Raw genomic sequence first — 13,990 nt, forward strand, 5'->3', positions numbered from 1 at the left:
GCCTCAAGGGCCGGCCAGCCGTCAGGCGCTCGCCTGCTCAGCGGCGGCCGGGTAGACCGAGACCTTCTTGCGGTCGCGGCCCAGGCGCTCGTACTTCACCACGCCGTCCACCACCGAATAGAGGGTGAAGTCGCGGCCGAGCTTCACGTTGGAGCCAGCGTGGATGACCGTGCCGAGCTGGCGGACGAGGATGCTGCCCGCCGACACCGTCTCACCGCCGTACACCTTCACGCCACGATACTGCGGGTTGGAATCGCGACCGTTGCGCGAAGAACCCTGACCTTTTTTATGAGCCATGACACCGTGCTCCTGAAGTTTGAGGTGAAACCGCCCGAACTAACCGGCGATGGAGGTGACCTTCACCTCGGTGTACGGCTGACGGTGACCACGGCGACGGGTCCAACCCTCCTTCTCCTTCCGGAAATGGAGGACGCGGCGGTGCTTGTCCTGAGCCAGGACCTTGCCAACCACCTTGGCGCCCGAAACGGTCGGCTGGCCCACCTTCGGGCTGTCCGAACCACCGAGCATCAGGATTTCCGTGAAGGTCACCTCGGCGCCGATGTCGCCCGCGATCTTTTCGATCCGGACCACATCGCCCTCGGCGACGCGGTACTGCTTCCCGCCCGTGCGAATCACTGCGTACATCGTCAAACCCCTGTCATCTGTCGGGTTGGGTCAACCCGTGGAATCGACCGCGCATTTCGGACGGGTGGACCATCCAATTGCGCCAAAGGCGGCGGGATTTACGGGAGATACCCTGGGGAGTCAAGGTGGTTGAAGGATCAGACCGCGACTCCCTGGCGGTTTACTCGACCCCTGGGGCGATGCTAACTCGGAAAGCGGGCTTCCGACCGCCTTCCGCGGCCCAGCCCGACTACCTCGTCCCGAGGGGGAACCACCCATGAAGAAGCTCCTGATCGGCCTCGTGGCCACCAGTTCTCTTGTTTTTGGCGCCGGCTGCGGCGGCGACGAAGAAATCTGCGAGGACTTCGCGGACGCATTTACGTCCCTCTCGAAGAAGGTGGACGGCTGTCCGGAAATCAGCCCCTTCATCTCCGATCTCCGCCTGGGGGAGGAGGAGATCAACCAGTGCAAGGAGTCGCTCAGCTCGTGCACTGACGCGGACAAGGACAAGATCCGCGGCGCGGCGGACTGCATCAGCGGCGTCTCGCAGTGCCGCAGCGCGAACCTCGAGGCCTGGGCCAACGAGCTCGAGCGCTGCCTCAACTTCACCGTCAGCGAGGGTTGCGGCGGCGTCGACGACGACGAGTAGCCACCGTGGCGTGAGCCAGCCTCACGCCGCCGTGTAGCTCCGGGCCCGGCTCCTGACTCAGGGAGACCGGGCCCTTTCATGTCCGGCCACCGCCGGACTCCGCCCGCCCAGCACCCGCCGAAGCCGCCTGTAGCGCTGGAGCATGTCCACTTCCAGCGGCGCGAGCTTCAACCCGCGCTCGTACTGGTCCAGGGCCTGGGAGAGCTGCCCGTCACGCTCCAGCGCGTTCCCGGCCTGGAAGTGGATCCGCGCCGCCCCCATGGCCTGCGGCCTTCGCGCCAGGAACTCGCGCCGCAGGGACTCCAACTGTTCGGCCGTGAGCCCCGCCTCCAGGCACTTGGCGACCCCGCGATGATTGCCCCGCCACGCGTCGTAGAGGGCCCGCTGGACCGTGGCCCCCAGCGCCTCCGCCGCCTCCCGGACACGGATGCGAAGCGCGTCGACCTGTGCGCGCTGAGGGGGTGTCAGCGACTTGCGCTCCAGGGACTCCAGCGAACGCCAGGCCTCCCGCGTGCGCAGGCGCACGGTGACCATGTCCGAATCCAGCGCCAGCGCCAGCACCGCGTACGCATCCCCCGCCGAGCGCCGGCGCCAGGCTTCCAGCGTGCGCGTCACGGTGGGGTCCTCCACCACCGCGGGGCGGACCTGCGGGGGCTCGACGGGGGTGCCTTTCTCGAGGACGGCGTCCACCGCCGCCTTGAGCAGCGCGGTGGCCTCCACGAACTGGACGCCGAAGCCCGTGGGCATCCCCCAGACGCGGGCCTGCGCGGGCGGAACGAGCCGCACCACCTCGCAGAGCACCGACAGGGGCCCCGACTCCAGTTCCAGGACCATGGGCAGGCGCGCGCACAGCGGTGGAAGGACATGCCCGCCGTGGAGGAACAATCCACCGCGGGACAGACCGCTGCCCAGGAGGCGGACCGGGTTCTCCCCCGGGCGCAGCACCACCTGCACCGGCAACTCCACGCTGGGAGCGCGCGGCGCGGTGGCCAGCTCCGGGCGACGGGGAGACAGCCCCGCCTGCGAGGCAGCGGCCACCTCCGCGTGAGAACCCACCTGGGAGCGTCCTCGAATCGCCCCCTGCGCGACGGGCAGCGTGGAGGGCAGCGCGCCCCGCGGAGCCGGGTTCGCCTGCCGCGCCGCCCCCCGCCCCTCCTCGGCGAGGGCCACTTGCAGCGCGTGTCGGAAGGCCTGGATGGAGGGATACCGGTCCTCGGGCTTCTTGGCCAACGCCCGCAGGATGACGTGCTCCAGCGCGGCGGCCACGGCCGGATTCACCGAGCGCAGCGGGGGCGGCGTCCGGAGCTGGTGGGCCACGAGCTGCGCCGTCATCCCCTCGTCGGTGAAGGGCAACCTGCCGGTGAGCAACTGGTAGGCGATGACGCCCAACGCATAGAGGTCCGCGCGGCCGTCCACGCCGCGTCCCAGGGACTGCTCCGGGGCCATGTACTCGGGCGTCCCGACGATGATGCCCGCGTGCGTCTGGGGCATCTGCGCGTCCCCCAGCTTGGCGATGCCGAAGTCCAGCACCTTGACGAATGGCACGCCCCGCTTGCGCCGCGACACGAAGATGTTGTCCGGCTTGAGGTCGCGGTGAACGATGCCCCGCGAGTGCGCGGCCTGGAGCGCGTCACACACCTGCGCCAACACCGAGACGACCGCGCCAGCGGCCAGCGGCGAGCCCACCCACGCGGACAGCGGGGCCCCGTCCAGGAGCTCCATGATGAGATAGGGACGCGGCGGGGTGGCGTCCATGTCGAAGATGCTGACGATGTTCTCGTGGCCGATGAGGTTCACCGCCCGCGCCTCCGCGTGGAAGCGCTGCACCAGCTCCGGGTACATGGTCAGGTGCGCGTGCAGCACCTTCACCGCGACCCGGCTGCCAATCGACACGTGTTCGCCCAGGTAGACGGAGCCCATGCCGCCCCGCCCCAGGCGGCGCACCAACCGGAAGCTGCCACACCGGGCGCCCACCAGCGGGTCCTCCGCCTCCCCGTCCGGCCCGCACCTGGGACGCGGCGGTTGCCCACTTCCAACATCCGCTCGCACCAGCGTCGAGCACGTCGCCCCCATCACATGCCGCCGGCCACACGCCCCACAGACTCCACCGCTGCTCACGTCGGGCATCCGCCTCCCCCACGAACTGCCCTCCCACCATGGCGTCCGGGGGCGTCGCCTTCCACTGCGGATGAGGGCGGATGTCAGCTTGTGCCGCACCCCCGGTGCCAGGGTCGCAGGCAAGGGTCCCCTGGAGGACGCTGTGCGTGCCGACAATCCATCAGGGTGGGTAGAGTGCGCCGCCATGTCGCCCGTCCAGCGCCGCATCCCCGTCGTCAACCTGTCCCACTACATCGCCGGCACACCGCAGGAGCGCGCTCGCTTCGTTCAGGTCTTCGGCGACGGACTGAAGGAGTTCGGCTTCGTCACGGTGGAGGGCCACGGCATCGACGACGGCCTCATCCGCCGCACCTACAGCGACGTGGAGCGGTTCTTCGCGATGCCGGAAGCCACCAAGTCCCAGTACGCCCAGGCCACGCACGGCGGCCAGCGCGGCTACATCGGCTACGGACAGGAGCACGCGAAGAACCGCAAGGTGGGCGACTTGAAGGAGTTCTGGCACGTGGGCCGCGAGCTGCCCCCTGGCCACAAGTACCACCAGCTCTACGGCGCCAACGTGTGGCCCGCCGAGGTGCCGTCGTTCCGCGAGCACACGCTGTCGCTCTTCAGCGCGTTGGACGGCGCCGCCGGCGTGATGCTCCAGGCCATCGCCGAGTACTTCGGCGTGGCCCGCGACACCTTCCGGGACATGGCCACGGATGGAAACTCCGTGCTGCGCGTCATCCACTACCCGCCGCTGAAGGAGCGCTTCATCCCCGGAGGCGTGCGCGCCGCCGAGCACGAGGACATCAACCTCATCACCCTGCTCTGCGAAGGCACCGCGTCCGGACTGGAGCTGCTCACCCGGGATGGCGAGTGGCTGCCGGTGGACACGCTGCGCGGACAGATTGTCGTCGACTCGGGCGACATGCTCAGCCGCGTGACGAACGAAATCATCCCCGCCACCACGCACCGCGTGGTGAATCCGCGCAGCAAGGACGACGACACGGTCCGCTACTCGATGCCCTTCTTCGTCCATCCCTACGCGGACTGCGTGCTCCAGGCCCTGCCCTGCACCCAGACGGCCGACACCCCGGCCCGCCACGCGCCCATCACCGCGGATGCCTTCCTCAAGCAGCGCCTGCGCGAAAATGGCCTGCTGAAATAGCGCCGCGTGACGACTGCCACGGACGACATCGAGCTGTTCGCCGTCCAGCCCCGCGTTTCGCTGGAGGACTACGCCTCCGCGGCCACGTTCGCCACGCGGCACCGGGAGCTGGCCGCGCGGGTGGATGCCCTGCGCGCCCGGGATGCGTCGGGACAGCCACGCCACCCCGCCCTCGCCGTGTGGCCCGAGGCGATTGGCGCGGCGCTGCTCTTCCAAGGCCACGTCCCCGCCGTGCGAGCGAAGACATCGTTTGAAGGCGCGGTGAAGCGCGTGGCGATCGCCGAGGCCTTGGACGTCTGGCGCGCGTGGAGCACGCACCATCCGCCCACGCTGCGGGAATGCGTGTACGCGGCGCGCGCGGCCCTCGTGCACCGGACGCTGTGGGAGACCTTCTCCAGCATCGCTCGGGACTTCAACCTGTGGGTCGTCGCAGGCAGCGCCCTGCTCCCCGCCAGCCGCCGGAGCCCGGACACACCTGACTTCGAGCCCCATGGTGCTCGCACGTACAACACCAGCTACACCTTCTCGCCGGACGGCCGCTGCGTGGCGGCGACGCGCAAGGTCAACCTGGTGCCCACCCAAGAGGACGTGTTGCACCTCAGCCCCGGCCGCCCGGAGGACCTGACCGTCCTCCAGACGCCCTTCGGCAGGCTCGGGACGCTCATCGGCTACGACGCCCGCGCCAGGCCGCACACCCGCGAGGAGCCCTGGTTCGTCCCCTGCGCGCAGTACCTGGACGCCCTGGGCATGGACATCCTCGCGCATCCGTCCTCGGCCTCCGCCTTCGACAGGGATGACACAGGCAAGCCACACCACGAGCCGGGGCATGGCGCGGATCATCAGGCCCAGCTCGGTGCGCTCAAGCGCGTGCGCTACGTGGTGAGTTCGCAGGCGGTAGGCAAGGTCCTGGGGACCTCCTTGGCGGCGCCCTCCAGCCTCCTGGAGCGCACGCCGTCAGGCGCGGTCCGCGTCCTCGCCCAAGCGTCGTCTCCCCAGGACGAGGACGTGCTGCACGCCACCGTGCCACACCCGTGAGTCAGCGGCCTCGGGCCCCGTCGTCGCCCAGGGGTCCTCGCGACTGGATGCGTGAGCCGTGAGCATTGCGGTGCGGCTCCAGGAGCGAGCCAGCCGAACGGGCTCGAGGCTGGCGGAACAACACCTCGTGCCCCTTGGACGGAAACGACACGCTCAGCTTACGCCGCGCTCCCGCCACCCCAACGCCCAGGCTGGAAGGCGCCTTCCGGTGTCGTGGAACCGAGGTACGGCCCCGTCGCCGCCTGCATCTCCGCCAGGGACATCATCCGGACCGGGCCATTGTTCCAGGTGGTCGTCACGAGCAACGGCGTTCCGTCCGGCGCCATGACGCCCGTGGCGATGGCGACATGCCCCGCGTGCGCGTTCTTCCCCGTCGGGCCGAAGTAGAGCATCGCCCCTTCTGGCAGCGGCGACGTGAGGTCGGGACGGCCCTCCGCGTCCATGGAAGGCCGAGCCACGCTCGGGTGGGCACCTCCCGCCGCCGCCGCATCGGCGCTGGCGTTCTCCAGGGCCAGCCAGGCCGCGTAGGCACTGTCGGTCCGGTCGCTGTAGACCTGTCCGTAGGGAAGGTCATCCCGCTTCGGCACCGTCCCATCCGGGTTGGGCGACGGCGGCGGCACGATGAGATTGCGGCCGTCCAGGAAGTTGGCCGGGTTGTACATCCAAGGCGAACGGTCCGCGGCCTGTTTGATGCCGAAGCGGTCCTGGACGAAGCTCAAGCACAGGCCCGCATAGCCATTGCCCGTGTTGTCGGAGTTGGACTCGGGGGCCTGCGCCAACAACGCCCCCAGCGCGTCGCGGTTGGGCCCTTCGGGCATCGCGTCGAACATCGACTGGAGCTTCGCTCGCTCGCGCGTGCCCACGAACTGGAGCGCGTTGTCCACCGCCGAGGCGCCGCTGCCATCACGGCCATCCTCCAGGACATAGGGATGACTGCGAGCGATGCCACTGACGTACTCGCTCCGCTCGGAGACCATCCACCCCTCGCGTCCGTCGTCCGTGCGCACGTGCATCCACTCACGGCCGCCGACGCGCTGGGTCTCCAGGACATCCACCTCCGTGCCGGCCACGAGCGTGGGCGTCCCGTCGACGAGGTCATTCTTCGTTCCAGGGCCGGTCCGGAAATTCACGGGCCCCGCGGAGTGCTCCGTCACGCGCACGCGCATGGCGCCGGATGACGCCTCGGCGGCCGGAGTGGGCGGCGCGGGTGGAACGCCGCCCTCCAGGTTCACCAACACCTTGCGCGCCGTCTCGAACGCGCTGGCGCTGGTTTGCAGCAACGGCTTGAGCGGTGCGGGCGCCACCTGCGCGGCGGCCTTCGTCACGGCGCTCCCGATTTTCACGAACGACGAAACCTTCGAATCGATTCGAACTGACATGGCTCCCCCTCTTCGTGCAGCCCGAAGAGCCTTGGAGCCGTCAGCCTCCGCGTTCCATCCGCCAAGTGGCCGAGGCCCCCCGTCAGTCGCCGAGCTTCTTCTTCAGCAGCTCGTTCACCAGCGCGGGATTCCCCTTACCCTTCATGGCCCGCATCACCTGGCCCACGAAGAAGCCGAACACCTGCTTCTTGCCGGCGCGGTACTTCTCAATCTCGCCCGCGTTCTTCGCGAGGATGTCGTCCACCACCGCCTCGATGGCGCCGGTGTCACTCACCTGGGCCAGGCCCTTCTCCGCGATGATGTCCGCGGGCGACTTGCCCGAGCGGAACATCTCCCCGAGCACGTCCTTGCCCGCGTTGGCGGACACCGTGCCCTGGTCGACCGCGACCAGCAGCTCCGCGAGCTGTGCCGGCGTGAAGCGCAGCGCGGAAAGCGGCGTGCCCTCCTCCTTCAGCAGCCGCATCAGCTCGCCGAGGAACCAGTTGGAGAGCTTCTTGTAATCCGTGTAGTGCCCCGCGCAGGCCTCGAAGTAATCGGCCAGCGGGCGCTCGGCGGTGAGGATTCGGGCGTCGTACGCGGGCAGGCCGTACTGGCTGGTGAAGCGCTGGAGCTTCGCGCGCGGCAGCTCCGGCAACGCCTTCGCCGCGGCGTCGATGGCCTCCGCGCTCACGTGCAGTGGCGGCAGGTCCGGCTCCGGGAAGTACCGGTAGTCATGCGCATCCTCCTTGCCGCGCATGGAGCGGGTGACGCCCTTGTTCACGTCCCAGAGGCGCGTCTCCTGGATGACCTTCTCACCCGACTCGATGACATCCACCTGCCGGGCAATCTCGTACTCGATGGCCTGCTTGAGGAAGCGGAACGAGTTGAGGTTCTTCAGCTCGCAGCGCTGGCCGAACGTCGTGGAGCCCTTGGGCATCACCGACACGTTGGCGTCGCAGCGGAAGCTGCCCTCTTCCAGGTTGCCGTCGTTGACGCCCAGGTAGACGAGCACGTCCCGCATCGCCTTGAGGTATTCCACCGCCTCATCCGAGTCGCGCAGGTCCGGCTGGCTGACGATTTCCAGCAGCGGCACGCCCGCGCGGTTGAGGTCCACCAGGCTCTGCCCACCGCCCGCGTCATGCACGCTCTTGCCCGCGTCCTCCTCCATGTGGATGCGGAGGATGCGGATGGTCTTCTCGCCCTGCGGCGTGTCGATGACGAGCCGCCCGTGCTCGCAGATGGGCTGGTCGAACTGCGTAATCTGGTAGCCCTTGGGCAGGTCTGGATAGAAGTAGTTCTTCCGGCTCCAGACGCTCGTCGGGCGGATGGTGCACTCCAGGGCCAGCCCCGTGCGCACGGCGAACTCCGCCACGCGCTGGTTCAGCACCGGCAGCACGCCCGGCATGCCCAGGCACACCGGGCAGGTGTTGCGGTTGGGCTCGGCGCCGAACGCGGTGGAGCAGCCACAGAAAATCTTGGACTGCGTGAGGAGCTGCGCGTGGACCTCGAGGCCAATGACGGGCTGGAAATCGCTCACGGGCATGGCGGTGTCACCAAGGCATGCGCTCGCGGGCCCTACAGGGGCGCGAAGCGGCGGAAGAAGTCGTGCTCGCGCTCGTAGGCGCGGGCGATGCGCAGCAGTCCGGCCTCGTCGAAGGGCCGTCCCAGAATCTGCAGGCCCACCGGCAGGCCCGCCTTCGTGAAGCCGCAGGGCACCGACAGGCCGGGCAGGCCCGCCAGGTTGCAAGGCAGGGTGTAGATGTCCATGAGGTACATGGCCATCGGGTCCTCCACCTTCTCGCCCAGCTTGAAGGCCGGCACCGGCGAGGTGGGCGACAGCAGCGCGTCCACCTGCTGGAAGGCCCGCGTGAAGTCCTCGCGGATGAGCGTGCGGACCTTCTGCGCGCGCAGGTAGTAGGCGTCGTAGTAGCCGGAGGACAGCGCGTAGGTGCCCAGCATGATTCGGCGCTTCACCTCCGAACCGAAGCCCTCCTCGCGCGTCAGCGTGTACACGTCCCGCAGGCTGCGCGCGTCCTGCGCCCGCTTGCCGAAGCGCACGCCGTCATAGCGGGCCAGGTTGCTGGACGCCTCCGCCGGCGCGATGAGGTAGTACGTGGCCAGCGCGTACTTCGTGTGGGGCAGCGACACGTCCACCAGCGTCGCACCCAGCCGCTCGTACTCGCGCAGGGCCTCGCGAATGGAGGCCTCCACCTCCGGGTCCATGCCCTCGGTGAAGTACTCGCGCGGCACGCCCAGCTTCAGGCCCCGTACACCCGCTTCCAGGTCCGCGGAATAGTCCGGCACCGGCGCGTCCGAGGACGTGGCGTCCTGCACATCCGGCCGGGCAATCACCTGCAGCAGCGCCGCCGCGTCCGCCACCGTGCGCGTCATGGGCCCCGGCTGGTCCAGCGACGACGCGAACGCGATGACGCCGTAGCGCGACACCCGGCCATACGTGGGCTTCAACCCCACCGTGTTCGTCAGCGCCGCGGGCTGACGGATGGAGCCGCCCGTGTCGGTGCCCAGCGCGCCGGGCACCTCGCGCGCCGCCACCGCCGCGGCCGAGCCCCCCGACGAGCCGCCCGGCGTGCGCGAGAGGTCCCACGGGTTGTGGCAGGAGAAATAGGCGCTGGACTCGTTGGAGGAGCCCATCGCGAACTCGTCCAGGTTCAGCTTGCCCACCAGCGGCAGACCCGCCTCCTTCAGCAGCCGCACCACCGTGGCGTCGTAGGGCGGGACGAAGCCCTCCAGCAGGCGCGAGCCAGCGGTGGTCTCCACGCCCTCGGTGAGGAAGAGGTCCTTGAGGCCCAGCGGCACGCCGTCCAGGACGCCCGCGGGACTGCCCGCGGCGCGGCGCGCATCACTGGCACGGGCGGCGGCCAGCGCACCGGCCTCGTCCACGCGCAGGAAGGCGCGCACCTTCGGGTCCACCTGCTGGATGCGCGCGAGGCTCGCGCGGGTGGCCTCCTCGGAGGAGACCTCCTTGGCGGCCAGCTTCTCCGCCAGCTCCAACATCGTGAGGTCCGTGAGCTGCATGGCGTGGGGCCTCCGGGGCTACTCGATGATTTTCGGCACGGCGAACGCGGTGCCTGACTTCGCCGGCGCGTTGGCCAGGGACTTCTCGGGTGGCAGCGACGGCCGCATCACGTCCTCGCGGAGCCGGGAGGACGTGAGCGTCGCGTGACACGTGGGCTCCACGGCCTCCACGTCGAGCGCCTGGAGCTGCTCCACCGCGTCCAGCACCGCGGACAGTTGGGTGGTGAATCGCTGCTCCTCCTCCGGAGTCAGCGACAGCCGCGCCAGTGTGGCCACATGGCGCACCTGCTCGAGCGTGAGGGCCATGGAAGGACCTACTTCTTCTTGAAGAGGTTGAGGATGGCGCCCATCACCTTGCCGCTGCCCTCGTGGCCATGCTGCTCGACGAGCTGGTCCAGCTCGCCCGCGTCCAGGAAGATGCCGTGGCAGTTGAAGCAGGTCTCGATTTCGACCTTGCCCTGCTTCAGCGTCTGGAGGTCCAGGCCGCACTTGGGGCACTTCATCCAGTGGAGCTTCTTGAGCTCCTCGCGCTGCTGCGCCGCGTTCGCAGCGGCCTGCTCCAGGGCCATCTTGCGCTTCTTCTCAATCTCCTCCCGGGCGAAGTACTCCTCCTCGGTGGATGACGGCTTCTCGGTTCGGGCGTCGGCCATTGTGATGTTCCTCCACGAAGTCCCGCCGCCGCGCGGCGTGCGCGTCCGGGCGGCGATGCTGGGCGGCAACATACCCCCTCTGAGGAGGGTCGCAGCCGAAATGTAGGCACCCCGTCCGGGGCTGGAAAATTGACCGGACCCCCTCCCTCCCTACACTCGCTGCGGGCATTGCTACAGCCCGCTACGCGGCTGAGACGCGCAGAGGGAAGACGGACATGACGGCGAAGAAGGGTCGGGCGGAGAAGGCGGTACTGTCCCGGCAGGAAATCGCGACGCGCCGCAGGGCGCTGGCGGACAAGCGGATGAAGGCCGGCAAGGGCGGGGATGTCACCACCCGCGCCATCACCGGCGTCTTCATCCTGGCCGCCTCGTTGATTTCACTGCTGGCGGTCGCCACCTTCGATGCGAAGGACCGGGTGGGACCGGGCTTCAACAACGCGGTGGGCCCCATGGGGCACCTCATCGCCGAGTCGCTGCGCGGACTGTTGGGCATCTGTGCCTACCTCGTCCCCGTGGGCGGCATCTACACGGCCATGGTGCTCTTCGTGGGCAGCCGGGACCGGAAGCGGGGCCCGCAAATCATCAGCCTGGCGCTGCTGACCGTCAGCGTGGCCGTGCTGGCGCAGCTCATGTTCGCCGGAGACAAGGGCTGGGCCCACCCGCCGGGTGGCGCGCTGGGCGCAGGCCTGGGCGGCGTCATGTCCAGCCTGTTCTCCACCGTGGGCACCGTCATCCTGGTGACGGCCATCAGCGCGGCCGCCCTCATCGTGGGGACCCAGTACACCTTCATCAAGCTGTGCTCGCTGGCCTGGGCCGGCCTGTGCGTCGTGGGCCGCCGCTTCCAGGACTCCTTCAACACGTTCTGGGAGGCCCAGAAGGTCGCCTACAAGGAGCGCCAGGAGCGCGCCGCCGAAGAGAAGCTGGAGGAGGCGGCGTTCCTCGCGCAGCTCGAGGCCGACGAGGAAGAGCTCGCAGAGGCGGAGCGCCTGGCCGAAGAGGCGGAGGCCGCCGAGGCCGAGGCCATGGCCGAAGAGGCCTTCCGTCTGGCCAAGCAGCAGGAGAAGGACGAGGCCCTCGCCGCCAAGCTGGCGCTCAAGGAGTCCCGCGAGCGCGAGAAGGCGGAGAAGCTGGAGAAGAAGCTGCTGCCGCCGGCTCGCGACACGGAGTCGCTGCCGCCCGCCCCCGCCCCCGTGCTGGCCCTTCCCGAGAAGGCGCCCGCGAAGCCGGAGAAGCGCCCTGCCCTGGGCTTGGGGGCCGACCCCGCGTGGGCCGCGTCCTTCATGCCTCCCTCGCCGAACCTCGTGGGCGCCGAGGGCGCGGAGACGGCCGAGCCGCCGCGCTCGCGCCGCAAGCCGAACATCGTCACCGGCCCGGCGCCCGTCGCGCACGACGCGGTGGAGCCCGAGCCCGTGGCGCCGGTCATCGCCGCCCCCGCGGCGCAGCCGCCCGTGGCCCCCGCGCCCGCGGCACCGGCCGACATCGTCCCGGCGCCGCCGTCCGCGCTGGCGGCACGCATGCCGCTCATCGTGGAGCCCAAGGCGCCGCCCAAGCCCACCGTCAAGCGGAGCCAGGACCAGTTCGAGTTCGTGGGAGACCGCAAGAGCTTCTCGCTGCCGCCGCTCGACGTGCTCGAGTGCGACAAGGCGGAGCGCACCGCGCTGGACAAGGACGTCTACCTGTCCACGGCGGAGAAGCTGCGCGCGAAGCTGGCGGACTTCGGCATCGTCGGCGAGGTGGTGGAGATTCGCCCCGGCCCCGTCGTCACCATGTACGAGTTCCTCCCCGGCCCCGGCATCAAGGTGAGCAAGATCGCCGCGCTCGCGGACGACCTCGCCATGGCGATGGAAGCCATGCGCGTGCGCATCGTCGCCCCCATCCCCGGCAAGGGCGTGGTGGGCATCGAGGTGCCGAACAGGGACCGCGAGACCGTCTACCTCAAGGAGATCGCCGAGCAGGACGCCTTCAACAAGGGCGCCAGCAAGCTGACCATGTGCGTGGGCAAGGACATCGAGGGCATGCCGTACGTCCTCGACCTGGCCAAGGCACCCCACCTGCTCATCGCAGGCACCACCGGCTCCGGTAAGTCGGTGGCGGTGAACTCCATGATCATGAGCATCCTCCTCAAGGCCACGCCCGAGGAGGTCCGCTTCATCATGGTGGACCCGAAGATGCTGGAGCTCTCCGTCTACGAGGGCATCCCCCACCTGCTGCTGCCGGTGGTGACGGACCCGAAGAAGGCGGCGCTCGCGCTGCGCTGGGCCGTGGAGGAGATGGAGCGGCGCTACCAGATGCTGTCCGAGGCGGGCGTGCGCAACATCGCCGGCTTCAACAAGCTGGTGGAGAGCACCGCGGTGGAGGTCAAGACGGTCTCCGAGCCGCCCAAGAAGAAGGCCAAGCCGAAGAACGTGCTGGTGCTCGACGGCGAAAGCCCCAAGTCCTCCATGCCCGCGGGCGGCGAGAGCCTGGGTGTCGCCGCGCCTCGCGACGACGAGGACGACCTGCTCGACGCGCAGTCGCCAGACGCGGACGCCGAGACGCCCGACCTGGAGGCCGAGGCCGACGACACCGAGGCGATGGAGGCCAGCGAGCCGGCCACGCCGGAGAAGAAGCAGCTCCAGAAGCTGCCCTACATCGTCGTCATCATCGACGAGCTCGCCGACCTGATGATGGTGGCCAGCCGCGAGGTGGAGACCTACGTGGCCCGCCTGGCGCAGATGGCCCGCGCCGCCGGCATCCACCTGATGGTCGCCACCCAGCGCCCGTCCACGGACGTCGTCACCGGCGTCATCAAGGCCAACTTCCCCACGCGCGTCAGCTTCATGCTGCGCTCGAAGCCGGACTCGATGACGATTCTGGGCACGGTGGGCGCCGAGGCCCTGCTGGGCATGGGCGACATGCTCATCATGCCGCCCACCAGCGCGCACCTACAACGCGTGCACGGCGCCTTCGTGTCGGAGAACGAAATCAAGAAGGCGGTGGACCACCTCAAGGCCCAGGGCAAGCCCGTCTACGACGAGTCCATCCTCAAGCCGCGCGACGAGGACGTCGAGGGTGGCGGCGAGGAGGACGAGCTGTCCGACGAGCTGTACGACCAGGCCCTCGCCACGGTCAGCGAGATGCGGGCCGTCTCCATCTCCATGCTCCAGCGGAAGATGCGCATCGGCTACAACCGCGCGGCGCGCATGATTGAGCGGATGGAGCGCGACGGCGTCGTTGGCGCGGCGGACGGCGCCAAGCCTCGCGAGGTGCTCATCCGAGGCCTGGGCGACATGCCGGGCGCCGGGGCGATGTAGGGCCCCGGCCACTGCCGCTGTCCCCGGTGGGGATGGGAGGCGGCGGCCCTGGCGGTTCCATTTCACGGGGGCGTCCTGGC

Annotated in this window: 12 protein-coding genes; 4 read left to right on the forward strand and 8 right to left on the reverse strand. The window is 69.5% G+C overall.

The window, feature by feature from the left end:
• Nucleotides 1-21 precede the first annotated feature (21 nt).
• Together rpmA and rplU are read right to left on the reverse strand one after the other, a co-directional pair.
• Complete coding sequence (rpmA, locus tag A176_RS26795; RefSeq protein WP_044889390.1) at nucleotides 22-297, reverse strand: 50S ribosomal protein L27; 276 nt, start codon at nucleotides 295-297, stop codon at nucleotides 22-24.
• A gap of 39 nt (nucleotides 298-336) precedes the next feature.
• A complete protein-coding gene (gene rplU / locus A176_RS26800) occupies nucleotides 337-645 on the reverse strand; it encodes a 50S ribosomal protein L21 (protein ID WP_002635537.1) in 309 nt (102 codons plus the stop codon).
• A 256-nt stretch (nucleotides 646-901) separates the two neighbouring features.
• Between rplU and A176_RS26805 the strand changes: the two genes are divergently transcribed.
• Nucleotides 902-1,273 carry a hypothetical protein gene (locus A176_RS26805; protein ID WP_002635536.1) on the forward strand — a complete coding sequence of 124 codons (372 nt, stop codon included), beginning with the start codon at nucleotides 902-904 and terminating at the stop codon, nucleotides 1,271-1,273.
• Nucleotides 1,274-1,330: 57 nt separating this feature from the next.
• Here A176_RS26805 and A176_RS26810 read toward each other — a convergent pair whose 3' ends face one another.
• The gene (locus A176_RS26810) at nucleotides 1,331-3,400 is read right to left on the reverse strand and encodes a serine/threonine-protein kinase (RefSeq protein WP_082282839.1); all 2,070 of its coding nucleotides are present in this window, start codon (nucleotides 3,398-3,400) and stop codon (nucleotides 1,331-1,333) included.
• A 175-nt stretch (nucleotides 3,401-3,575) separates the two neighbouring features.
• Here A176_RS26810 and A176_RS26815 point away from each other — a divergent pair, with 175 nt between their 5' ends.
• Together A176_RS26815 and A176_RS26820 are read left to right on the forward strand one after the other, a co-directional pair.
• Nucleotides 3,576-4,538 carry an isopenicillin N synthase family dioxygenase gene (locus tag A176_RS26815; protein ID WP_002635533.1) on the forward strand — a complete coding sequence of 321 codons (963 nt, stop codon included), beginning with the start codon at nucleotides 3,576-3,578 and terminating at the stop codon, nucleotides 4,536-4,538.
• A 6-nt stretch (nucleotides 4,539-4,544) separates the two neighbouring features.
• Nucleotides 4,545-5,573, forward strand: coding sequence for a carbon-nitrogen hydrolase family protein (locus A176_RS26820; RefSeq protein ID WP_002635532.1), 1,029 nt, complete (start codon nucleotides 4,545-4,547; stop codon nucleotides 5,571-5,573).
• Between the two features lie 158 nt (nucleotides 5,574-5,731).
• Here A176_RS26820 and A176_RS26825 read toward each other — a convergent pair whose 3' ends face one another.
• From A176_RS26825 to A176_RS26845, 5 genes are all read right to left on the reverse strand, one after another.
• A complete protein-coding gene (locus A176_RS26825) occupies nucleotides 5,732-6,952 on the reverse strand; it encodes an SH3 domain-containing protein (protein ID WP_044889389.1) in 1,221 nt (406 codons plus the stop codon).
• Nucleotides 6,953-7,034: 82 nt separating this feature from the next.
• Nucleotides 7,035-8,474, reverse strand: coding sequence for an Asp-tRNA(Asn)/Glu-tRNA(Gln) amidotransferase subunit GatB (gene gatB, locus A176_RS26830; protein WP_002635530.1), 1,440 nt, complete (start codon nucleotides 8,472-8,474; stop codon nucleotides 7,035-7,037).
• 32 nt (nucleotides 8,475-8,506) lie between these two features.
• Nucleotides 8,507-9,967: an Asp-tRNA(Asn)/Glu-tRNA(Gln) amidotransferase subunit GatA gene (gene gatA, locus A176_RS26835; protein WP_002635529.1), complete on the reverse strand. Its 1,461-nt coding sequence runs from the start codon at nucleotides 9,965-9,967 to the stop codon at nucleotides 8,507-8,509.
• A gap of 18 nt (nucleotides 9,968-9,985) precedes the next feature.
• A complete protein-coding gene (gatC, locus tag A176_RS26840; protein WP_002635528.1) occupies nucleotides 9,986-10,273 on the reverse strand; it encodes an Asp-tRNA(Asn)/Glu-tRNA(Gln) amidotransferase subunit GatC in 288 nt (95 codons plus the stop codon).
• Nucleotides 10,274-10,281: 8 nt separating this feature from the next.
• Entirely contained in the window at nucleotides 10,282-10,617 is a 336-nt protein-coding gene (locus tag A176_RS26845) for a TFIIB-type zinc ribbon-containing protein (RefSeq protein WP_002635527.1), read from the reverse strand.
• A gap of 215 nt (nucleotides 10,618-10,832) precedes the next feature.
• On the opposite strand from A176_RS26845, the gene A176_RS26850 reads away from it, so the two are divergent.
• Entirely contained in the window at nucleotides 10,833-13,910 is a 3,078-nt protein-coding gene (locus tag A176_RS26850) for a DNA translocase FtsK 4TM domain-containing protein (protein WP_002635526.1), read from the forward strand.
• Nucleotides 13,911-13,990: the final 80 nt, after the last annotated feature.

This window comes from Myxococcus hansupus, assembly GCF_000280925.3.
Taxonomy (GTDB): Bacteria; Myxococcota; Myxococcia; order Myxococcales; family Myxococcaceae; genus Myxococcus; species Myxococcus hansupus.